This is a genomic window from Flavivirga aquatica (genome assembly GCF_001747085.1).
GTDB lineage: Bacteria > Bacteroidota > Bacteroidia > Flavobacteriales > Flavobacteriaceae > Algibacter_C > Algibacter_C aquatica.
In genome coordinates this window covers 593,570-618,023 of record NZ_MDJD01000007.1, presented here as the reverse complement: position 1 = coordinate 618,023, position 24,454 = coordinate 593,570, and the positions used below count along the sequence as shown (strand labels likewise).

The following is a 24,454-nucleotide window of genomic DNA, read 5'->3' as shown; positions in this document are numbered from 1 at the left end:
TTTATATGAAATTAATGATAGCTTTGATTTTTGCTATTTGATGACAAATAATTCTATAACCTTATCAATAGCATCAGCTTTGGTATAATCTTCAGAAAACAAGTATTTGTAAAGTTGTTTATTATCTACTTTGGCATGTAAGGCTAGATTGTGATTTCTGCCGTAAACATCACCCCACTTGGTTCTCACCAAAGCCCATTTATCTTGATGTTTTTGCCACCAATCTTGAGCAGCTTTACATCTACTATCATCAACCTTTACATAGGTGTTATAGCCTTTTTCTTTTGCTAAAAGCACATCGTCTTTTCCACTTTCACGAATTACTTTTAAGTTATTTTGGTCATGCACCCAACCATAATCAGTAATTTCATGTCTATTGCCTCTAACGGTAACATTATAATCGCTACGTTTAGTATACTCTCGTCTTGGTAGAGGCGCATCAGTAGTATTCTCCCAATAACTTTTTCCGTCTACGTGTACCCAAGTTGCAGACCCTTCATAACGCGGACTATCATCTACCTGATATACCTTTTGAGTCCACTGTCCTTTAACATCTTGTTTTGGCTTTATAGTGTAGTTCCAAGTGTTATCGCCATTAAACATATAAAAATCTGTATTCTGGAATAACCAATCTTGACGCCAATGTTTAATTATGTGAGGTTTTGAAGGGTCTCCAACTTGTAACAAGTGTTGAATAGATATTTTATTCTTATCATCTTCTACCAATTGAGCCCACTCTAAACCTTTATCAATCTTAGTTTTTGAAGGCTTGTAAAGTGAATCTTTGCTATAGTTAAATGTTTCTGCAAAATTGAAGGTTACCTCATAACAGCCGCACATTTTTTTAATGGCTTCGGCATCCTGCTTTTTCTTGCCTTGAGCATTTCCATGTGTTAAAAACGTTAATGCTAATAAAGTAATAATTGCTAAGTGATTCATTTTAAGTTATTTATTTGTATTGATCAAAAAATATTCAAAATTTATTTATTCTTATTTAGACTGAATTAAAATAAGATATATATTTGCTGCAAATTTAATTAAGAATGGTTCTAAATAAAAAATATTTAAGCATTTATTTTTCACTTTTTTTTTCAAGCTTGATATTCTCTCAAGAAGTAAAACAAGATCCTGTAAAGGTTAATAACTTAGATGAGGTTATTGTAACTGGTCAGTATAACCCACAATCTATAAAGAAGTCCGTTCACAATGTTATTGTTATTAAAAGAGAACAAATCGAGAATCAAGCAGCTAATAATTTAGCAGACCTATTAAATTTCAATTTAAATCTTACGGTTATTCCTAATGCGCAAACTGGTAAATCAACGATATCTTTTTTTGGTTTAGACTCACAGTACTTCAATATTTTAATAGATAATATTCCTTTAGTAAGCGATAATGGACTTGGAAACAATATAGATTTAACACAAATAAATCTTGATAATGTAGAGCGTATTGAGATTGTAGAAGGTGCTATGGGGGTAGAGTATGGGGCTAATGCGGTTTCTGGTGTTATTAATATAATTACTAAAAAAACGATTGATAGTACATGGAAAATTCAAACGCTTTTACAAGAGGAAACAGTAAGTAATGAATATGCATGGTTTGATGAAGGTAGACATATACAGGGTCTAAACATTGGTCATAACGTCAATAAAAATTGGTTTGCAAGAGCTGGTATTAATAGAAACCAATTTGCTGGTTTTTACAACGATAGACAAGGAGAAAGTTATTTTGAAAATGACGGTTTAAGAGGTTATGATTGGTTACCAAAAACGCAAATAAACACGAATGCATTATTAAGTTATAGAAAAGAAAATTTTAATCTGCTATACAAATTTGAATATTTCAATGAAGTTATAAATTACTACGATGCCGCGGTTAGAGCTAATATAGATGTCCAATCTCAAACGAGTAACCCTTCTGCTACAGATAGAATTTTTACAACGAATAGGTTTGTAAACAATCTAAACATAAATGGAAAATTAGACTCTGGTGCTAATTATGATGTTTCATTGTCTTACCAACAACAAAAGCGCCGTTTAAATGAATTCAATTATTTTATAATTACTGAAGAAAAAAGTAACGAAACTGATGAAGTTTATCAATCAAGCAACGTATTTTTTTCAAAAGGGAGCATCAATAATCTGGTTAAAAATGACGTTTACAATTTTCAATTAGGTTATGAAACTCGTTTAATAAAAGGCTTTGATACACAAGCTTCAGGTGATGTTACACAACAAGACAAGGAACAATCTCAAAATAATTATGCCCTATTTGGTTCATCTGAAATAAATCTTTCTGATAAATTTTTATTGCGTCCGGGTTTACGTTATGAATACAATTCACTATTTCAATCTAAACTTCTGACATCAATAAGTGCACGATACTTAATGAAAAATGGTTTTGAGTTACGGGGGAACATAGGTACATCATACCGAACACCAAATTTTGAAGAGCTTTATTATTATTTCGTAGATAGCAATCATGATGTACAAGGCAATGAAAATTTAAATCCCGAGAGTGGTTTTACAGCTTTTGTAAACTTAAAAAAACGGAGTTGGATTAATGATATTTCATTATTGAATATCATTAAAGTTAGCTATATCGATATTCAAGATAAGATTGATTTAGCCATAGTTAACAATACGCCTCTACAATTTCAATACATTAATATTGATGCCTATAAACTATGGGGCATCACCTCAGAAAACAGTTTAAAAACAGATAATTGGACGTTTAATTTAGGTGCAACACTACAAGGTATTTCACAGATTGCTAATGATGAAGTAAACTCTGAAGATGACTTTCTTTACGCCATACAACTTAATGCAAGCAGTACCTATCAAATTAAAAAATGGCAAACGGCATTAACGATACTTTTAAAACACAATGGCAAACAACAAAATTATACTGCTACTGGTACGGATGTTAACGGAAACTCTTTGTTTTCAAAAACAACAACTGATGCCTATAGTTGGTTAGATGCCTCTATAAAAAAATCTTTTTTCAATAATACAATTCAAGCCACACTTGGAGGTAGAAATCTACTAGATGTTACTAATGTAAATGTTAGTAATTCAGCAAACGGAGGTATTCACTCTCCCAATAACAATGGGCTTTTATTGGGTTACGGACGTTCGTATTACTTAAAACTATTATATAATCTTAAATTTTAAAAATTAATTACCATGACAAACAAATTATTCACTTTTATTTTATGTGCTGCAACATTAGCTTTTGCTAGTTGTAGCAGCAACGATGATGGACCAACAGAGCCTATTAAAGTTGTCATTGAAGGCGCATCTGTATCTCCAAATGTTGGAGGTCCTAACCAACAAAACCAAGTTTATGTTGATTTAAGTAGCAACACTTCCACTACGATACAAAGAGATACATGGGATTTAGGTTTTTATTCTGGTACAGATTTTAGAGTTGTAATTAACGGCTCCATTTATATGGCAGCAGCTAAACTTTCTGTAACAGATATAGATGCTATAAATTCAACTTCTACAGAGATACAAGAGTTACAGCCCCAAGTAGCTGTTGGTACTTTTGATGAAGCAAACAAAGCCTTTGTAGATGCTCCAGATGGCACAATTACCAATACTGCGATTGACGAAATCTCAAATACTGAAGCCAATAATAATGTATATTTAGTTAACTTAGGTTTTGAAGTAGGAACAGAAACACCATCTACTGGAAGTGTGGCTATCTCAGGAAACTCAAGAGGTTGGAAAAAAATTAGAGTTCTAAAAAACGGAAACGACTATGTACTACAATATGCCGATTTAGACGACAGAACTCACAAAGAAATTACCTTTTCTAAAGATTCAGATTATAATTTCACATTCTTTAGTTTCGATACAGAAGACATCGTAAATGTTGAACCTAAAAAAGAAGCTTGGGATTTGAATTTTACTGTTTTTACTAATGAAATTGAAGGCTTTGGTGCATACGGATATTCAGATTTTGTAGTTAACAATATAAAAGGAGATGCTAAAGTTTATATGGTAGACACTGAAGTTGATAACACATTAACTTATGCCGATTTTAAGTTAGCTGATGTTATTGAATCTAATTTCACTTCAGACCAACGTAGTATTGGAAGTAGTTGGAGAAATGGCGGAGGACTAGGAAGTTTACCTTCTTTAAAAACAAATGTATTTTATATTATTAGTGATACCGATGGTAATCTATACAAATTACAATTTTTAGCTTTAACAAACGCAGACGGAGAACGTGGATACCCTGAGTTTGTTTATAGTTTATTGAAGTAAAAAATATTTTGGTAAAACAAAGTTTAAAAGTCTAACAGGTAATGTTAGACTTTTGCTTTTTAGTAAACTTAATTAAGTTCATCAAGGAAATTGGGTTATATATTACAAAAATCACTTAACCCCAATTAAAAATAATTTAACATATAATATTATCCGAGGTTATAATGGAAGGTATTCTCATAACCATGAAATATCAGCTTATGCAATTGATTTTGACTTAAAGATATGTGATATTACAATTGTGATAAATTATTTTATTTAAAGGATTGGATGTCAAAGGATGTACCTGTATGAGAGAAATATATTAGAAAAAAAAGCTATATTAACAAAGCCATTAAAGCTTATCAAAAAAGCTATTAATTTAAACCAAAAAAACACTAATGCTACAGCAATGATTAAAAAATTGAAATCATAAAATAGGCATAAATGAATACAGAAAAAATAGCCATAATATCTGATATACATGCAAACTCTTGGGCTCTTAAAGAAGTTTTAAGAGATATAGAAACCAAAAAAATTGACACAGTATTAAATCTTGGAGATAGCCTTTATGGGCCTTTAGACCCAAAAGGAACATTTGAGTTATTATTAGAGAATAACACTAAAAGTATCTCAGGAAATCAAGATAGGTTTATTATTGAAAATGTTCATAACACCACAAACATATCAACATTAGAATATGTTAAAAGTTCTTTAGGTAATGATTCTATCAATTGGTTAAAAGAATTACCATTTGACTTAACACATAATAATATATATTGCTGTCACGGAAATCCTGTAAATGACTCCATTTCGCTATTAGAAAGAATTAATACGGATTATGTAGGTGTTCAAACAAATGATGAGATAGAAATTACGTTATCCAATATCAAAGAGAATATTGTTGTTTGTGGGCATAGTCATTTAGCGCGAATGGTAAAAACTAAAAATAAGACTATTATAAACCCTAGAAGCATTGGTTTACCAGCTTATAATGATGATTTGCCCATTCCACATAAAATGGAAAGTCTTAGTCCACATGCAAAATATGCTATACTGAAAATTAATACCAATGAAATAAATGTTGAATTAATTTCTGTAGACTACGATTTTGAAGCTGCTGCTAGGGCTGCTGAAAAAAATAATAGAAACGATTGGGCTAAATGGATAAGAACAGGTCGCGTGTAATTAATAAAAACCGAACACGGATTTATTAGTTAACAAATTTGAAAAATTAGCCGTTGCATTTATTTTAACATTAATTTCTTGTCAACATAAAAACAATGGTCAGCACAAAAATGAAAAAGAATTTAAAAAAAAGAATGACGCGCTTATAACAGATTACTTAGTTTATACAAAAACTAAATAAATTAAGACCGTACCTAGCAACGTATACAAAAATAGGCATCATTAAAATTTAAAACGCCCTTTGGTTAATTATAAAAATTATTTAAATTGTGAAGAAATGAAAATTCTATTTATAATTTTACTTACAACTATGATTTTTCCTTTTAATTTATTCTCTCAAAAAAAATGTAGTGAAGAAATTCAAATTGCTATAAACAATGGTGATTTAGAATTGGTTAAAAAAATGATTAAGAATGGAGAAAATATTGATTGTATAGGCGAGTGGAAACAAACTTTACTAATGAAAGCAATTCAAGCTGGGAAAGAAAATATTGCTCTTTATTTAATCAATAAAAATGCTGACATAACAAAAGTGGACGAAGACAACAGCAGTGCATTCTTCAAAACAAGTTTTTATGGACTTACAAATATTGCCAAAATATTACTTGACAAAGGCGTTGACATAAATCAAAAAGGTTATAGAGAAATGACAACCTTAATGATGGCTTCAAGCCGAAATCAATTAGATTTAGTTAAATTTTTGATTAAAAAAGGCGCAAAAATAAACGTACAATGCAATAGTGGGTATACTGCATTAACATACGCATCAAATCCTGAAATATTCTCTTTTTTATTGAAGAATAATGCTAATGTAAATCTAAGAAATTTTGAAGGATTAAACACTATAGAACAGTTTAAGGCAAGCCATGAAGAAGCTAAAGGTTTTGAAAATCAAGAACTGATTGATAATTATGAAAAAATTATTTCTATCCTTGAAAATGAAAAACATTAAGCTACTAGGTGTATGAAATCCCATTTTAACAGTTTGTAAACTAACAAATAAGGTATCTCCTTCAGAACTTTCACCTTTCAATCATTCTCATAAAGATAAACAGCTGCTGCTTTAGCCATTTTTCTTTGGTTATGACCAACATTAGGAATCACCTTTAATGTCCAATTGAATTTATTTTTATGGTCTTTTGAAATTTTCAAACCATACTGATAAAAGTATTTTCCTCTAGCTAATCTATGTAACCCCTGTTTGTCGGTAGTTATAGACCTTAAGAGTATGCCGCCATTTTCGTTTGCGTTATCCAATTCTCCTAAAAACAGTACTAAACGTTTTTTAAATGCCTTTTTTAAGTCTAAGTGATTCACGTTTTTAATGCCGCATGGGTAATTCGTTTCCATGTCTGGCAGTGTATACGAACCTGCATTTGATGCTAAAATTCGGTCTGCTTTAGAATTAGGGTGCATTAAAACAAAACGATGTAATATTTGCCCGCCAGCAGAATGTCCAAACATATCGTATTTCTTTTGTTGTGATTTAACCCTATTTTTAACAAGATTGAAAATACGGTCAAAATCAGGATAAATCCATTGTCTTGCATCATCATTATATTCAAATATGGCTTTTTCTTCATCCATAATAACTTGATTAGAATTTTTTACAAAAGTAAAAGCATTTTTAATATCTCTATCTTTAGCAATACCTCCCAAATGATACCCTAAATATGAATAATCTTTTTTGGCGTAAGCTGGAGAAAGAATTAAAACACTATGTTTTTCAGATGTTTTTATCCAAGAATCACGATAACTATCTCCGTTCCTGCCAGAACCTGGAATAATCATTAAAACCTTAGACTTTGGAGTGAAATTTTTAGGTTTATGGTAATAAACAGTAATCGTATCATTTTCATGACCCGCACCTCCAGTTATTTGAAAAGAGCCAGAGCCTTCAATAATTTTCATGATCCCTATTGGACTGTTTTGTGCAAACAAATTAATAAAGCAAGAGCATACTAAAATTAATGTAGTCGATATTAGAAAAACATTTTTTTTCATTTTTTATATTTTCGGATTGATACCTCAAAAATCATTTTAAAAACATAGCTTATTTTAAGCTATAGACCAATACAAGGTTGCTATATACAGATAAGGGTTAGTGCTTGATAAGTTTAATTCGTCCTGAAAAAAATCAAGTTCATGGGTTTTTAATACAGATTGGGCAACATTTAATACATCTCGTTATGATTCTGTGTATTTTTAAAACATGAAAGACTATTTCTTACATATTATAGACTATGTACAAAACCGACGATGGCTAGAGCATGTGCTTTTTTGGCTAACCATTTATTTACTTCAAGTTTCAGGACTCCATTCAGATTTTAGATATTTTGATGGGGTGTTTCTGCATAAATTAATTATGTTGAGTACTAAAATTGTGGTCACATATGCTTTTATCTACTACCAAGTACCCAAATTATTATATAAGAAAAAATATATTCTATTCATAGTTTCTATAATAATTACTAGCTACGTTTTTTGTGTTTTAGATAGAGTTTTAGTAGTACACATAGCAGAACCCTTTTTAAGAAAAGGGACGTTTGAACAAGAACCAGTTATTGAAATTTTATTGGATATTAAAAAATTATATTCAAGCTATTTTCTGAGCTTGTACTTCCCTACATTAATATTTTTCACTTTAAAATTAATTAAAGAAAAATTTATTGAAATAAGCCAAATAGAGCAACTCAAAAGAGAGAAGTCTTTAGCTGAGTTAAATTTTCTAAAAGCGCAAATTCATCCACATTTTTTATTCAACACCTTAAATAACCTATATGTATTAACGCTTCAAAAATCAGAAAAAGCACCAGAAACGGTTTTAAAACTTTCCCAGATTCTAGATTATATGCTGTATCAATGCAACGATAAACATGTTACTATTGAAAAAGAATTAGAATTAATACAGAATTATATTGATTTAGAAAAACTTCGTTATGGAGAACGATTAGAATTAATACTCAATAAAAATATTGATAATCCTCAAACTAAAATTGCGCCTTTAATTCTAATATCTATTATAGAAAATGCTTTTAAACACGGTATTAGTAACACCATTGATAAAACGATTGTTAAAATAGACTTTAAAGTTCAAAATAAAACACTAAATTTTAATGTGTTTAATACAAAATCTAAATTAGTACAAAAAGATATTACTAAATATAGAGATGGTATTGGGCAAAAAAATATTGAAAAGCAATTGAAATTAATTTATCCTGATAAATTTCAATTTGAAATACATGAAGAAGACATATCTTATACTGTAAAACTTAATATAGATTTAAGCTAGTTAAAACCCAATGTCTAATAATTGATGACAAACCTTTAGCATGTGCTTTAATTGCTAATTATGTTTCTAAAATTCCACAATTAGAAGTTTTAGCGACTTGCCATAATGCGCTTGAAGCTTTTGAAATTTTAAAAGTTAAACATGTAGACTTGCTTTTTCTAGACATTCAAATGCCAACACTTACGGGTATAGATTTTTTAAAATCATTAAGCAATCCGCCTAAGGTTATTTTAACCACAGCTTATAGAGAATATGCGTTAGAAAGTTACGAACTGGAAGTGCTTGATTATTTATTAAAACCCATTCCGTTTGATCGTTTTTTTAAAGCTATAGACAAATATTTTAAGTCGGTTTCAACTCTAAATTCGCAATCATCACGTATAGAATCTACTGAAGACATACCTAATTATTTACAGGTAAATATGAATAAAAAACATTATAGAGTTTTATTTAATGATATTATATATGCTGAAAGTTTAAAAGATTATGTTAGAATTCATACTTATGAAGAAACTATCACTACCAAAGAAAAAATAAGTGTTTTTGAAAACATGCTTCCTCCTTTTTTCATTCGCACACACCGTTCTTATATTGTTAATTCTAAAAAAATAACAGCCTTTACAAATCAAGATGTTGAGCTTGATGATATTGAAATACCCATAGGAATTAGTTACAAACAACGTGTTTTTGAATTGTTAAAAAAGACATGATTTTATAAAAAAAAGGCACGTAAAAAATCCATAATAAACTACTAATTTGTAACAAACAATAAAAAGAATCGTCATCATTCAAAACAAGTTATTATGTTTAAATATTTTTTTTTAGCTCTTATTTTATGTTCAAATTTCTTGTTAAACGCGCAACAAGATATAATTCTTGAAAAAGAATTAGAACAAACACTTATAAGTCAAGGTTTAACTGGAGCAGTATGGTCTACAGTCTTAAACGGTGAAATTACAACTGGAGCAGTAGGTCTAAAAAATATTGTTTCTAAAGAAAAACTGAGTAGTACTGATAAAGTACAAGTTGGCTCGATAACAAAAACACTTATTGCATTAGGTATTCTTCGATTATCTAGTCAAAATAAGTTAACTATTGATGCACCCGTAAATACTATTGTGCCTAATCTGCAGTTGAATAATCCTTGGGCAACAACAAATCCCATTACCGTAAGGGATTTACTAAATCATACTTCTGGATTACAAGACGCAAAATTATGGCAAATATTTAGCACAAAAATAACCTCAACCACACCTCTAAAATCTATTGTTTCTGAAGATATATCGGTATTAAAAGTCCGAACCAAACCAGGCACACGATTTTCTTACTCTAATATTGGATACACTATTTTAGGGATAATTATAGAGGAAATTACAGGAGAATCCTATGAAAGCTATTTACATAAAAACCTTTTAGCCCCCTTAGGAATGAAACATAGTACTTTTCAATTTACTTCTCAAACTACGGAAAATGCAGATGAAAGTTTAGCTATGGGACATTTTGAAGATGGAAGCACTCAAGAAAATGTACCTATGCATATTAGAGCAGCGGGACAGTTTACTACAACCGCACATGATATGGCTTTATTGGCTAAGTTTTTATTGGGTAATGGAAGTATCAATGAAAAACCATTCATAAAAAAAGAACTATTAAACCAAATGGGGGAACCAACAACAACAGACGCTAATAAACATGGTTTAAGTGGAGGTTATCAATTTGGATTTAACCACACAGACAGACATGGTGTTTTGGGGTATTACCATAGTGGAAACATAATTGGCTATAGAGCAACATTTCATGTATTTCCAAAAGAGAAAAAGGCCTTTTTTATCAGTTTTAATATGGATAGCGAAATAGCTAACTATCAAAAATTCAACAAAATTTTCATTGATTATTTAAAAATTGAAAAGCCCAAAAAACAAGAAATCCAAAACAGTTTACCAAATAATATTGAAGATTATTATGGTTTTTACAGACTAAACCCTGTTCGATTTGAGGTATCGGCTTACTTTGATTTACTTTTTAATTCCATAAAAGTAGATGCCGTTGATAATAAACTAAAAATAGCGTCACTTCAAAAGAAAAGCTACTACCTTTTACCTGTAGGTGAAAATTTGTTTAAAGTAAAAAATAAGGTGAAAGCTTCTCACGTTTTATATGAAGACAATAAAAACCAAATTATTAGTAATGGTTTAGTAACGTATGAAAAAGTAAGTATTCTTTATTTAAGCATGCTATGGTTTAGTTTTACACTTGGCCTTGTAGGCATCATATTGGTAATAAGCCGAGGTTTTTATCTTCTAATTCAAAACAAATTATTTAAGAAAAATCAAATACTAACAGTTCCATTTAGTGCTATAGCTTGTTTATTAATTCCAATACCTTTTCTTTTAACGCAGTCCATCCTTAATTTAGGTGATATGACCATGGGAAATGTTTTATTGACTATAGTTACTGGAATAATCCCTTTAGCAATGATTTTTGGGTTGATTAAAGCAAGAAAGAATAAACCATTAAAAATTGATGTTATTGCAATTCTATTTATTCTTCAATGGTCAATAATATTAGCCTATTGGAACTTAATTCCTTTTAAGTTATGGGCTTAAAAAACATATTTTAATTTAGCTGAAAATGATAAAATCTCATGAAACGATAACCCTGTTTGACTGCCCTTTATTTACAAAAATAAGTCTAACAACACCTATGGAAGAAACGCTTCCGTTGCCAAATGAAGCTTGCTTTGTTTACATCTTAAAAGGAGAAGGACAGCCGTTATCTGAATCTGAAAACATTGTTGCAAAACCAGAACAAGTCATTCTTTCGCTCTGCGGATTAACTGCAGGCTCAATGATTTCTAAACAACCAAAAGGGATTATAGATTCAATAATTGTACACTTTGGTAAAGATTTATTGCATCAAGTTTTTCAAGGAACTAAACCTGAACTTTGGGAGGATTTAGAAACTCCTGTAACTCAATATGTTGTTCAGTCTGCTTCTAAAAGCTTTGTAAAACATTATTTTGATGGGGTTTTACAATTGTTTAAAAATAAAGAAGCCTTAACAGAAAACATTTTAAAACTGAAATTAAAAGAAATCATTCTTCTATTACTTCAAAGTGAAAATGCTGAGGATATTAAACAAATTATAAAAAGCCTTTTTTCAGAAAGAACCTTTACTTTCAAAGAATTAATAGATGCTCATATTAATACAACATCATCTATTGAAAACTTAGCAATGGTAACTAATTGCAGTATATCAACCTTCAATCGAAGGTTTAAAGAAGTTTATAAAACAACGCCTAATGCTTACATCGTAGACAAAAAAATAGAAAAGGTAGCTACTCTATTAAAAGTATCTCAAGACTCTATTAGTAATATTGGATACGAGTGTGGTTTTAGTAGCCCCGAGCATTTATCTAGAGCTTTTAAGAAAAAATATAGCGTTAGCCCTACTATTTATAGAATGAATTTTTCAGTCAAGTAATTGACTTTATTAATCAAGCCATGTTTTTTTTATCAACTCATTTTTGTATTACAAAAAAATATAATAATGAAAACAGAAAAGAAAAATTTACCTATTGAAAGTAAAATAGTATTATCAACACTTTGGATATTTGTACTTATTAATATGATATATGCCGATATTATGGGTATGCTAAGACCTGGGTATCTAGAATTATTGGAACAAGCTAGTAAGGAACTAACCTCTGGAGTAGTACTTACCTTTTCTATTTTATTAGAAATACCCATTATTTTAATTTTATTATCAAGAATATTATCCAGAAAATGGAATAGAATATGCAATTTTATTGCTGTTCCAATTTCTATTATTTATGTCATCTTTGGAGGGCTTACTAATCCTCCTATCTCATATATATTTTTCGCAACAATAGAAATAATCGCTTTGTTAATAATATTTTATATAGCTTGCAAATGGCCTAAACACGACATGATTCAAGGATAGGTGTTTTAAAAATAATATTTATAATAAATTCTTCTATGTTTTTATATATGCAGAAACTATCTTTCAAAAGCTTTAAATTAGCATACCATATTGGTTTACATCCATTAAAAAAACAGATATATTGGTGTGTTTATTCCATTGTTGGTAACGAGCAGAAAAAACAATGAAACACAAAATTTTAATACTGACAATGGGGTTCTTACATGACTATTTGGATACGGACAAAATAAAAATTCGGCATCAGACAAAACATTTCCTGAAGAAAAATTTTCGATATTGGAAGCTACACTTGAAAACGGAAATCCAGTCGTTGGTTCGTTTAATATGGCATATAAAAATTATGATAAGAAATCGAAATTCCCTTGGTGTTTAAGTATTTCAATTGGACTTAAACTAGAAAATTGTAAAGAAAACGGACTTCCAGAATCGGAAGAAATCCCTATTGCCAACCGATTTGAAGATGAACTTCTTAAAAAAATAAAAGAAATAACAACAGCTCATTACGTTGGACATTTATTTAGTGACACTTTTTTGGATGTTTACATTTATCTTGATGACCCTGAAAAAGTTCATCAATGGCTACAAACTCAAATAAATAAAGAAGGATTAATTAGAGGTTTCGGATATGAAATAAATCAAGACCCTAAATGGGAAACTGTAAACAATTACATGAATTAAAAATGTACCGAATTCAAAATGGGTAACGCACGATAAAGATTCACAAGGAGAAATAAATATTTCGGTTGAACTTGGAGATGGAAGAATTTATTGCCCTGTTCATAGAATATTTAAAGGATACTGAAATTGGCCAAATAAATGATAGTATATTGCTACATATAAAAGCCTTTAGAATTGAAGGCAGTTTTGGGCTAATAATTTTCGGAGTTTATCTAATTCTTCTTGGTTATTTAGTTTATAAAGCAACTTACATCCCAAAACTTTTTGGAGTTTTTTTATTAATTGCTGGTTTAAGTTGGGTGATTGATAATTTTAGTACATTTCTTTTTCCTGAAATAAATACACAATTCTTATTTATTTTTACAATGGGAGAATTAATTTTTATGTTATGGCTTTTAATTAAAGGGTCGAGAATTAAGACTTTTGAATGACATTTAGAAAAAACGAAAGCATAATAAAGAATAGAGTTAAAACCCCACCACTATTTAAATTATTGATTTATAATTGGGGGTTTTATATTAATTCTAGATTCCTAAAAAATCTTAATCCAACTCTATTCGTTTGTCTGTTATTTCTATATATTTATGGAACATGTAGAAATTAATTTAAAAGAACTTATGTATAAAATTGTGTATTTTTCCTATTTTTGGACATCTTTGAATCTGACATTAATTCTATAGCAGATTATACAACCAATTTTAACTTAAGGAGATATTAGAAATCAATGCTATTTAATGAATTGATCTTGTTTTACAGAAGATTTTTATTTCGTTTTTTTGTAAACTACTCTTGTATAGAAATAAAAGAACATTAAAATTAGAACATATAAAGTAAAAATCCCAGAGAGTTGAAACGCTCTGAGATTTAAAATTATACTTAATTGTAACTATTTATTTAACGTTAGATATAAAATATTGTTACTTCTCAACTTCTACCCATTGTCCTTTAGTTCTAACTAAGTACTTATTATCGTACATAGCTTCAGCTTGAACACCTGGTAAATAATAAGTTCCTAAATAAGAGGCGTTCAACATAACATTAAAGGTTTTTGTACCATGAGAACCTTTTTTACTTAAATCGAAATAGAAATTAACACGATCATCTCTAATATCTGTAAACCTTGCTTGACTTGAGGTACTATCTCCAAAAGCTGTAAATCTAGTATTGACTATTTCCCAACCTGATGGGAAAATTTGTGTTAAGGCTACATCTTTAACGGCAGCATTTTTTAAATTACTAACGCTTACAGTGGCTACAAAATCTTGCCCTTGTTGTAATTTAGAAACATTAATTCTGTTGCCTTTTAGGTCTTTGTATTGTATGGAAATGCTTAAACCACGTTGTTCTACTAATTCTTGGTCCAATGGTAATTTTCCAGAATTTAAAACACGTACATATACAATATTACTTATGTTATTTGTAAACGAAAGTTGGTTGTTACCATCTAGAACTTTAAGTTCGCGTTGAGCGACGGCACTTTTGGTGTCTATAGTTTCCGTTTTTCCGTTTATGCTATAATTTAATTTTAAAGCTTTTCCGCCATTAGCGTTTACCATTTTTGCCATGGCTAATAAACTGTATGCAGCAGTTTGCGTACTCATCCAACGTGTGCTAGATAAATCTTTTGCTATATATTTGGCAAGGTCACGCATTTTAGAATTTTTAGTAAGTACCATGGTTTCTAAAGCCATAGCACGATTTCTATCTACCGACCCATAAGTGTAATAATTATAACGAACAGGTTTAAATTCAATATTTGCAGACTGTGAAATTTGCAGGCTTGCTTCTTTTTGACCTGCTAATGCATAAGCAGCTGCTAATCGCCATTTAGCTTCATTAGAAATTTCGCTAAACTCTCTAAGTCTATTCATGCTTGCTAAATCTGGACTTCCTGCTAATGCTAATGTATATAATCTATAAGCTTGAGCTAAGTCAGAATTGTAACTCCTATAACTTGGTCTCCAATCTCTAGCTGCTTGTTTTTGGTACGAAATCCAGTTGCTTTTAAAGGTGAGTGGTAATACAAAACCTTTCCTTTCGGCTTCAATCATAAAATGACCCGAATAACTGGTTCCCCAATCGTTAGCTGAATGTTCTCCAATCCAATAGCTCATTCCGCCGTTAGGTCTTTGAAAATGTCCTAGGCGTTTAATACCATTTTCAATATTGGTTTGAATTTGTTTTTTTTTATCGTGAGTTAAATCGAAAATATCATTTAAAAATAATTGCGGAAATACGCTAGATGTTGTTTGCTCTACACAGCCGTGAGGATACTGGATTAAATATTGTAATCTGCGTGAAAAATCCATAGGAGGCAAAGTAGAAAACTCAATTGTTGCAGTATTGGTTCCAGAAACTCCAAAGGTTGAAAATGTTATAGTTTGATTTGCGTTAGCTTCTAAAGTATTATCAATAACTTTTGATGATATTGGATTTGGATTTACAACATCTAACTCAACTTTATAGTTTGATTTTTCACCATTTCCTGTTGCAATCACTTCAACTGTACTAATGCCTTTTGCTTTGCTAACATCTAATTCAAAATAAGCCATTTGCTCATCTGGTCTTGCAAAGCTTAAGTATTTTTTACTATCTCCAACAATAGAAATACCGTTGCTTAGCTTCAGGCTAATAGTAACGTTTTTTACTTTAGGCTCCATAGCAAAAACGGTAACAGGAAGTGTTACTTTTTCACCAGGGCTTAATTTCCGCGGAAGCGTTGCTAAAACCATAAGCGGTTTTTTGACTTCTACAGATTTATCGATGCTTCCATAAGCTTCATTTGTTTTGTCTCCGGCAACTACCATGGTACGTACCGAGCCAATATAATTTGGTAATTTAATTTTATGAACACTACTTTTTCCTGCTTTTAAAGAAAAAGGTCCTAAATAGGTTACAACAGGCTTAAAACGGTTTGCTTTTTTGTTTTTTCCTTTTGCAGCACTTCCATCTCCTCCTATAGCGAATACTTGATCAATACTACCTGAATATGCACCAATAACATCATCAAAAATATCCCATGTTTTTACGCCTAAAGCTTCACGTTTATAAAATTCATGCCATGCGTTTGGAGTTTTAAAACGGGTTAAGTCTAATAAACCTTCTTCAACCACAGCAATAGTATAGGTTATTGCTTTATTATTTTTTTCTGAAATTTTAACTTCAAATGTTTGTTCTGGACGCAGTACATCTGGCATTTTTAATTCTGGTTGAAGTTTAGTGCTTGGGTCTTCAACCATTATAGGAATGATACCATAAAGTCTTATTGGTAAATTGTTAGTAGTTATGGCATGTGGTTGTAAAAGAGAAATGTTAATAAATATATTTGGTGCCATTTCAGAAGTTATTGGAATATCAACGACAGTTTCACCTTGTGTTGTTTTTATCCAACTATTATCTAAAACTTCAGTACCATTTTCAATACTTATTAATGCGCGACCTTCACTTCCAGAAGCAAAAGTAATTTTAGCAGTTTCGCCTACATTATATTTGTCTTTATCTGAAGAGAATACTAGCATTTTTGCCGCTTCCTTATCGCTTGATGGGGCTTTTTGCCACCAGTTTTTATAAAAGTAAGCTGTTCTTCCAGTGGCATGACCACTTATTGGATCAACAATCCTAATAAGGTAACGTCCTCTATCGTTATCTGGAATTTTTATATTGAAATTGGCCTTGCCATTAGCATCTGTATTTATTTTAGAGATTGTATAAGGCCTATGATAGCTACTGGAAACATAGCTAGATAAATTATCGTAAGAAGAATTCCACCACCAACGCCATTCAATTTTATAAACTTTTACCTCTAGGTTATTTCGTTTTACTGGTTTTCCATTGGCATCAACCACCGCAATATCAAAATTCTGATTTTCATCTGTAAAAAATGAACCATAAGCATTTCCTTTAGGTGAGCGTAAACCAACGAAAGATTCGTAGGGCGCGTATTGTTTAGTAAAGGCATCCATAGAGAAATCACCTCCGTTTTCGAAAGCACGTACAAGAAACTGAACATTTAACATGCCAGGAGCATTTTTACCAACTGCTAATTTGTTATTTATGTCTGCTAAACCTTCCTCGTTAACAGAGCCTTCGAAAATATTAATTTCTTCTGTTTGAAAAGTACGAGTAGGGTCATTAAATGTATAATTTTTGTAATTTTTAAAAGAGGTGTAAGAGCTGCTAAACTTAGCTTTAATTTCTGCTTTTAAATTTTTACCTAGCGCTCCGTGAAGCCATTTTACGTCTAGCGTTCCTTTTAAAGGTTTGGTATTTGTAAGAATATCGTTTTCAAAATCTACTTTAATTTTTAAACGATTAGGCTTTACTGTTTCAATTTTTAAATCTTTATAAAAGGTAGCGCCTCCAACAGATACTTTAGCGTTATAATTTCCTGTTTTGTATTCGGTAGCTGTAGTAACAGTAAAATTATAAAAGTTGTTAAGGTTATTGCTTGTAACGTTTTTGTATACTAATTTTCCATTAGGATCTGTGATTTCCATTTTCACAGGGTGTGCTTTAGGGAGTTTGTTAGCTTTGTCATTTAATATGAAAGTTAAATGTAAAGTGTCTCCTGGTCTCCAAACACCACGTTCTCCATAAATATAGCCTTTTATACCTCGTTGTAAACGGTGTCCTGAGACATCAAATTTACTTAGAGATAAAGAGTTGCCGTCGTTAAGTTTTATGTAAGTAGTGTTTTTTCCTTTAGATATTATAGCAAATGCGGCATGTTTATCTAAATCGACTAAGGTTAATCCGTCTTTGTCTGTAGTGGCGTTTGCTATTTCTTGTTGTTGGAAATTATATAATTTAACTTTAGCATTAGCTTCGGGATTGGTATTTAGAATATTGGTAACTGCAAAGTAATATGAGTTACTTGTGCCTCTTTTTACAATGGCACCAAGGTTAGAAGCTAGTAAATTTTGAGATACTATTTTGTTTTCGCCATAGTAAGCATCATGACAAGGATTGTTTTCTTCACGCCAGTTGTATGCGTAGTTTTTGTATCTGTAGGTAAGGTTATCCCAATAGGCTTCTTCTCGTAATTCTTGATCTTCAATAGAAATATCTGCATTGTCTTCTTGATAATAATCTTCTTCGTAGTAGTCATCATACTCGTCATCATCGTTACTTGTAACTTTAGCGTTAGAGCTACAATCGTATAATGAATAGCTTTTTTCGTAGCTCAACTCTATGCGGTAAATAGCGCCTGCATCTGCCTTGAAAAATTTAGATAAATCAATACTGTATGCTTTCCATTTCCCTGTGTTTTCTGCCTTGGTTTGCAATGGAATGGTTTGCTTAGCTATTCGGCGTCCAACTTTTTTAATATCATATCTATTCGTACTGTTTAGGTTGTTGTCTTGTAAAAACTGTAGTACATTGTCTTCAAAAATTTTAATAACTCTAACATCAACAGCGCTTAAATTAACAGCTTCAAAATTGAATTTTAGTTCTTCAGAATTTGGTAGAATAGTACCATTGCTAATTAGTTTTACTTGAGGTTTTATATCTTCAAAAGCAATTGTTTCAGAAAATGGTTTTTTTAGTTTAAAGCCATAGGTGTTTTTTATGCCTTGAAAAATATCTACTTGAATATTACCAACTAATTTACTACCGGGGTATACTTTTAATACGTTGCCATTAACTACATATTTTGGATTTTTAACTTTTTGAAGTGTAACTAATCCATCAAAATTTTGTTGTTTTTTTATGGGATCGGAAAAGTTGATAGATAGGTATTGTTCTGGCGATTGTATTACTTCTGTTTCAACAATAGTAAAATTATTTATTCCCGGAATATTAATTTTATTTTCACCTTTATTATTTGCATTAATAGGTTTGCCATTCCATGTTATGAGAATATCACTATCGTCAATTAATCTATTAATACTATCAATTTTAAATTCAAAAACCTTAGCATGTTTGTAGGCTTCATTAAATACTAATGATAGTTTTTTGCCTTTTTGTGTAGCTTCAACTAGAGTTTTAGCATTATTAAGCGAAATAATATCTGCAGATTTAATTGTACCTTCAAGATACTGCCATTTTTTGCTATAAGACTGTAGATTGTTTGTTATAACATTAAAGTTTGGAGCAATGGTTTTAAATTGAAATGTATAGTCTTTATAACCATTAGGTATATTATTGTATATGTTGCCAAGTTTTACAACAACACTGTATTCTGTGTCGGGTTCTAAGTGTTCGTCTGGAGTAAAAATTAAAGTGTGTTTATTTCCAGCGGTTAGTTTCCCTTCAACATGGGGTTTTATGCTTAAAAGTTCTTTTGTAATGTCTTGTCCCATTTCCCAGTCTTCTACTTCTGTGGCTAGGTTAATTTGAATAGGACTTGCTATAGATGTTCTTCCAGATGTTGTATAGCTAATGTAGTCTCTAAATTTGAATAAGTTATCTGTTTCTACAACTTTTTTTTTACATGATATAGCTAGAGTTATAGCAAGAACAAGTAATAAGTTTAAGTATTTTTTTAATGGCATAGGTTAGTAGGTTTAATATTTAGATAAGCTAAAATTAGTATCTAGGTGTTTCTTGTTTAGAAAGTTACGGTTAAATTTTGTGTATTGTGTTTAAGAGTTATGTTAAATTACTCAAAAAGTTAATGTTAAAGCGAAATTACGATGCAATTTGGCTAGAAACTAATATTATTTAATCTTTAAACATGCCAATATAAAGTGCGCCTTTATCATCCATTGTAGCTCTAAACATGCCTTGAGTATTAAATTCCATAACCATATTTCCTTTTTTATCAATTGCAATAATACCTCCATTACCACCAAGTTTAGTTAATTTTTTTTGGATTACTGTATGAGCTGCTTCTTTTAAAGAGAAGTCTTTATATGCCATAAGTGCAGAAATATCGTGGGCTACCATGCCTCTAATAAAAAATTCTCCCCAACCTGTGCTTGAAACTGCACATGTATTATTATTGGCATAAGTACCTGCTCCAATAATAGGAGAATCTCCAATACGTCCCCAACGTTTGTTTGTCATGCCTCCTGTAGAAGTTCCTGCGGCTAAATTTCCATGTTTATCAAGGGCAGCACAACCTACTGTTCCAAATTTAGAATCGTTAATTTCTGGATCGTAGAATGAAACCATTTTGTTTTTTTTAGAGGCTTTGACTTTTTCTAGAGCTTTCATCTTTTTTTCAGTAAAAAAGTAACTAGGGTCTACTATTTTTAGGTTTTGTTCTTTAGCAAAAGTTTCAGCGCCATTACCAGAAAGCATAACGTGAGGAGAATTATCCATTACAGCTCGAGCTAAATTAATAGGGTTTCTAACGGTTTTTGTTCCTGCAGAAGCACCTGCATTTAATGTTTTTCCATCCATTATGGAAGCATCGTGCTCGTTTATACCTTCGTGTGTGAAAACAGCACCTTTTCCTGCATTAAATAATGGAGAGTTTTCTAAAACGTTAATTGTTTTTTGTACAGCATCTAAACTAGTGCCTCCATTTTTTAAAATGTTGTAACCAATGCGTATGGCTTCTTCTAGTTTTTGATGGTATTCAGCTTCTTTTTCTTTCGACATATTATTTTTATTAATGCTACCAGCACCTCCATGAATAATTATGGAAAATTCAGCTTTTTTAAATTCTTTTTGCTTGTTTTGGGTGTTTGTTTCTATTTCATTTTTACATGAAGTTATTAAGGTTAAAGCAAACCATAGGTAAATAAATTTTTTCATGAAGGTTAGAGTTTTAATCTTTTAAATTTAAGGACTTTAGTTATGATAAACTTTAATGGAATGACTGAATTTTATTGCTATATTCGTAAAAAAAACGATATAACTAATAAATCAATAATTTAAAGGTGTGATAATGACTGATTTTGGTATAGATAAAGCGCTTAAAACTCTTGGTGTAAAAGCTATAAATAAAGGAACTTCAACAGGTTTGAATAATTTTTCTAATGGAAATGTTATTGAAAGTTTTTCGCCTGTAGATGGTCAATTAATAGGTAAAGTAGAAACGACAACTCATGCAGATTATGAAAAAGTAATGGATGCTGCTACAAGTGCATTTAAAGCATGGCGAATAATGCCTGCACCTCAACGTGGTGAAATAGTGCGTCAATTTGGCGAAAAGTTACGTGAAAAAAAGGAAGCTTTAGGGAAATTGGTGTCTTATGAAATGGGGAAGAGTTACCAAGAAGGTTTAGGAGAAGTACAAGAAATGATAGATATATGCGATTTTGCTGTAGGCTTATCTCGTCAGCTTCATGGATTAACCATGCATTCGGAAAGACCGGGGCATCGTATGTATGAGCAATATCATTCACTTGGTGTAGTTGGAATTATTTCGGCATTTAATTTTCCTGTTGCTGTTTGGGCGTGGAATACGGCTTTAGCTTGGATTTGTGGCGATGTATGTATTTGGAAGCCTTCAGAAAAAACACCAATTTGCGGTATAGCTTGTCAAAATATAGCTGCAGAGGTTTTTACCGAAAATAACTTGCCAGAAGGTATTTCTTGTTTAATAAATGGAGATTATAAGGTTGGAGAGTTTGTAACTAAAGATGTTAGAGTGCCTTTAATTTCGGCAACAGGTTCAACAAGAATGGGTAAAATAGTTGCTCAAGAAGTGGCGGCTCGTTTAGGGAAATCGTTATTAGAGTTAGGAGGTAATAATGCTATTATTGTAACTCCAGATGCAGATATAAAAATGACTGTTATAGGAGCTGTTTTTGGAGCTGTTGGAACTGCAGGACAGCGTTGTACTTCTACACGTAGGTTAATTATTCACGATTCTATATACAACCAAGTAAAAAATGCTATAACTGATGCTTACAAGCAATTACGAATAGGTAATCCTTTAGATGAAAATAATCATGTAGGCCCACTAATTGATACAGATGCGGTAAAAATGTATGAAACTGCTTTAGAAAAAGTAATTGAAGAAGGCGGAAATATAATTGTTGAAGGCGCCGTGCTTTCTGGTGAAGGCTATGAAAGTGGGTGCTATGTCAAACCTGCTATTGCTGAGGCTAAATCTCATTTTAAAATTGTACAACATGAAACTTTTGCACCCGTTTTGTATTTGCTAAAATATACAGGTGATGTTGAAAACGCTATAGATATTCAAAATGAGGTAGCTCAAGGTTTAAGCTCTGCTATAATGACTAATAATTTACGTGAAGCTGAACGTTTCCTATCGGTTTCTGGAAGTGATTGTGGTATTGCAAATGTTAATATTGGTACTTCTGGAGCTGAAATTGGTGGTGCCTTTGGAGGTGAAAAAGAAACAGGTGGAGGAAGAGAGTCTGGTAGTGATGCATGGAAAGTATATATGCGTAGACAAACCAATACCATAAATTATACTACCGAGTTACCTTTAGCTCAAGGTATAAAATTTGATTTATAAAAACATTTATTTCCTTTTAGATTTTTTTGTTTCAAGAATATTTTATAGTGACTTTTTTAGGTATCTGTTTCTTATTTAGGAGTTTAAGTGTTAAATTTATAAACACCTAATTTTTAAATAATTAAAAACTGAAACCAAATGAGTAAAAAAACATCCTATCTTTTAGGTATTCTATTTTCTATTATTCTTGGTACTATTTTGCACTATTTTTTGTGTTGTAATAAAGAATCAACCGAGTACAAAGAAAATGAAGATAAAGAAAAAGTAGTATCAGAAATTAAAAAAGCTACAAGGAATGCATTTATAATTGCAGATGCTAGTATTGATGAAAATGATAGTTTTAATTTTAAAGTATCAAATTTTTCAATATTGGGTCCAGTTTCAGAAAGTGTTACTAATAGTGTGTTGAAACTGAAAGATTTTCTTTTAGAGCAACCTTTAAAAATAGTTGATATATCAGGGTTTTATAAAGGCGATGAGTTAAATAATTCAGCTTATCCAAATTTAGGAATAGCAAGAGCTAATGCTGTAAAAAACTATTTGGTGTCTCAGGGCATTTCTTCAAAACAAATAGATACTAAAGGGCAATTAAATGATGAGATTAATTCAGATGAAAATAACACATTATTTGGACCAGTAGATTTTAGTATATTAACTATAGGAGCATCAAATACTACTGCTATGAATACTTTAAAGGAAGCATGTAGTAAATTAAAAACCGACCCATTAGTTATTTCATTTTAAAACGGGTCAAGCTGCTATAAATTTAACCGCAGAGCAGCGTCAAAAAATAACAGATATTTCGCATTGCGTAGATAAACTGGGAGTTAAAGTTCAAGTTGTTGGACATACTGATAATACAGGAGATGCTGCAACAAATATTGTTTTAGGACAACAACGTGCGGATTTTGTTAAAAGCTATTTAATTAGGAATGGTATTTTATCAAATAATATTGAAGCGATATCTAAAAGGGCAAACGGAGTTTATTGCTGATAACGATACCGAAGCAGGGAAAACAAAAAATAGAAGAACAATCATAACCATTAATTAACTAATAACTTAAAATATTAAATTATGAATTTGTGTATATTAATTCCATTATTAGTAGGAGTAATTTGTGCGTTTTTAGGATATCTATTAGGTAAACTTTTAAATAGCGGAAATCATAATGACTGTTATGCTAAAATAGAAAGGCTTGAAGCAGAATTGGAAGCATGTAAGTCTAGTAAAACGTCATTAACATCACCTTTAGCTGCAAGTACTAGTGTGCCTTTAATTGCTTTTAATGCAGATGCAGCTAAAGCTGTTTTTGGTAAAAAAATAAAAGAAAATGATTTAACAATTGTAGAGGGAATAGGTCCAAAAATAAAGGAGTTGTTTCATAATCATGATGTGAAAACATGGAAAGCCTTATCGGAATGTTCTGTTGAGAAATGCCAGAATGTATTGGATAGTGGAGGTGATCGTTTTAAAATTCATAAACCGGGTACATGGTCTAAGCAAGCTCAATTAGCTTACGAAGGTAAATGGGAAGAATTGTTAAAATGGCAAGATAAATTAGACAGAGGGAAGTAATTCTTTTCTAAAAAATTGATATTAAAACTGTTCTCTAATATTTTTTAGAGAAGCGGTTTTTTATGTTATTATATTAATACTGGTTATTATTTGGTTTTAATTTAAAAAAGATAATGTTTTAT

19 protein-coding genes are annotated in these 24,454 nt (G+C 30.9%); 15 read left to right on the top strand and 4 right to left on the bottom strand.

Annotated features, from left to right (window positions below):
• Positions 1 to 33: 33 nt before the first annotated feature.
• Entirely contained in the window at positions 34 to 939 is a 906-nt protein-coding gene (locus tag A8C32_RS03250) for a DUF6607 family protein (RefSeq protein WP_069829001.1), read from the bottom strand.
• Positions 940 to 1,097: 158 nt separating this feature from the next.
• Here A8C32_RS03250 and A8C32_RS03245 point away from each other — a divergent pair, with 158 nt between their 5' ends.
• The 4 genes from A8C32_RS03245 to A8C32_RS03230 all read left to right on the top strand — a co-directional run bounded on the left by A8C32_RS03245 (position 1,098) and on the right by A8C32_RS03230 (position 6,396).
• Entirely contained in the window at positions 1,098 to 3,176 is a 2,079-nt protein-coding gene (locus A8C32_RS03245) for a TonB-dependent receptor plug domain-containing protein (protein WP_240491677.1), read from the top strand.
• Between the two features lie 12 nt (positions 3,177 to 3,188).
• Positions 3,189 to 4,277 (top strand): HmuY family protein, encoded by a 1,089-nt coding sequence (locus tag A8C32_RS03240; RefSeq protein ID WP_069828999.1) that lies wholly within the window; start codon positions 3,189 to 3,191, stop codon positions 4,275 to 4,277.
• Positions 4,278 to 4,703: 426 nt separating this feature from the next.
• Positions 4,704 to 5,444: a metallophosphoesterase family protein gene (locus A8C32_RS03235; RefSeq protein WP_069828998.1), complete on the top strand. Its 741-nt coding sequence runs from the start codon at positions 4,704 to 4,706 to the stop codon at positions 5,442 to 5,444.
• A gap of 277 nt (positions 5,445 to 5,721) precedes the next feature.
• Complete coding sequence (locus A8C32_RS03230) at positions 5,722 to 6,396, top strand: ankyrin repeat domain-containing protein (protein ID WP_069828997.1); 675 nt, start codon at positions 5,722 to 5,724, stop codon at positions 6,394 to 6,396.
• 77 nt (positions 6,397 to 6,473) lie between these two features.
• Here A8C32_RS03230 and A8C32_RS03225 read toward each other — a convergent pair whose 3' ends face one another.
• Complete coding sequence (locus tag A8C32_RS03225; RefSeq protein ID WP_069828996.1) at positions 6,474 to 7,448, bottom strand: hypothetical protein; 975 nt, start codon at positions 7,446 to 7,448, stop codon at positions 6,474 to 6,476.
• Between the two features lie 208 nt (positions 7,449 to 7,656).
• On the opposite strand from A8C32_RS03225, the gene A8C32_RS03220 reads away from it, so the two are divergent.
• From A8C32_RS03220 to A8C32_RS03190, 7 genes are all read left to right on the top strand, one after another.
• The gene (locus tag A8C32_RS03220; protein WP_083253227.1) at positions 7,657 to 8,736 is read left to right on the top strand and encodes a sensor histidine kinase; all 1,080 of its coding nucleotides are present in this window, start codon (positions 7,657 to 7,659) and stop codon (positions 8,734 to 8,736) included.
• 17 nt (positions 8,737 to 8,753) lie between these two features.
• Positions 8,754 to 9,446 carry a LytR/AlgR family response regulator transcription factor gene (locus A8C32_RS03215; RefSeq protein ID WP_069828995.1) on the top strand — a complete coding sequence of 231 codons (693 nt, stop codon included), beginning with the start codon at positions 8,754 to 8,756 and terminating at the stop codon, positions 9,444 to 9,446.
• 93 nt (positions 9,447 to 9,539) lie between these two features.
• Positions 9,540 to 11,342 carry a serine hydrolase domain-containing protein gene (locus tag A8C32_RS03210; RefSeq protein ID WP_083253226.1) on the top strand — a complete coding sequence of 601 codons (1,803 nt, stop codon included), beginning with the start codon at positions 9,540 to 9,542 and terminating at the stop codon, positions 11,340 to 11,342.
• 25 nt (positions 11,343 to 11,367) lie between these two features.
• A complete protein-coding gene (locus A8C32_RS03205; RefSeq protein WP_083253225.1) occupies positions 11,368 to 12,219 on the top strand; it encodes a helix-turn-helix domain-containing protein in 852 nt (283 codons plus the stop codon).
• A 66-nt stretch (positions 12,220 to 12,285) separates the two neighbouring features.
• Entirely contained in the window at positions 12,286 to 12,699 is a 414-nt protein-coding gene (locus A8C32_RS03200) for a DUF6326 family protein (protein WP_069828992.1), read from the top strand.
• Between the two features lie 276 nt (positions 12,700 to 12,975).
• Positions 12,976 to 13,377 (top strand): DUF695 domain-containing protein, encoded by a 402-nt coding sequence (locus A8C32_RS03195; protein ID WP_069828991.1) that lies wholly within the window; start codon positions 12,976 to 12,978, stop codon positions 13,375 to 13,377.
• A 77-nt stretch (positions 13,378 to 13,454) separates the two neighbouring features.
• Entirely contained in the window at positions 13,455 to 13,808 is a 354-nt protein-coding gene (locus A8C32_RS03190; protein ID WP_069828990.1) for a DUF4386 domain-containing protein, read from the top strand.
• A gap of 486 nt (positions 13,809 to 14,294) precedes the next feature.
• Here the strand turns inward: A8C32_RS03190 and A8C32_RS03185 are convergent, their stop codons facing one another.
• Both A8C32_RS03185 and A8C32_RS03180 read right to left on the bottom strand, forming a co-directional pair.
• On the bottom strand, positions 14,295 to 19,871 hold the full coding sequence (locus A8C32_RS03185; RefSeq protein ID WP_069828989.1) for an alpha-2-macroglobulin family protein: 5,577 nt from the start codon (positions 19,869 to 19,871) through the stop codon (positions 14,295 to 14,297).
• Positions 19,872 to 20,040: 169 nt separating this feature from the next.
• Entirely contained in the window at positions 20,041 to 21,081 is a 1,041-nt protein-coding gene (locus A8C32_RS03180; protein WP_069828988.1) for an isoaspartyl peptidase/L-asparaginase family protein, read from the bottom strand.
• A 133-nt stretch (positions 21,082 to 21,214) separates the two neighbouring features.
• On the opposite strand from A8C32_RS03180, the gene amaB reads away from it, so the two are divergent.
• From amaB to A8C32_RS03165, 4 genes are all read left to right on the top strand, one after another.
• A complete protein-coding gene (gene amaB / locus A8C32_RS03175; protein ID WP_069828987.1) occupies positions 21,215 to 22,756 on the top strand; it encodes an L-piperidine-6-carboxylate dehydrogenase in 1,542 nt (513 codons plus the stop codon).
• 138 nt (positions 22,757 to 22,894) lie between these two features.
• Positions 22,895 to 23,500, top strand: coding sequence for an OmpA family protein (locus A8C32_RS03170; protein WP_083253223.1), 606 nt, complete (start codon positions 22,895 to 22,897; stop codon positions 23,498 to 23,500).
• A 16-nt stretch (positions 23,501 to 23,516) separates the two neighbouring features.
• Complete coding sequence (locus A8C32_RS21425; protein WP_083253240.1) at positions 23,517 to 23,750, top strand: OmpA family protein; 234 nt, start codon at positions 23,517 to 23,519, stop codon at positions 23,748 to 23,750.
• Positions 23,751 to 23,831: 81 nt separating this feature from the next.
• Positions 23,832 to 24,332, top strand: coding sequence for a hypothetical protein (locus tag A8C32_RS03165; RefSeq protein WP_069828986.1), 501 nt, complete (start codon positions 23,832 to 23,834; stop codon positions 24,330 to 24,332).
• Positions 24,333 to 24,454: the final 122 nt, after the last annotated feature.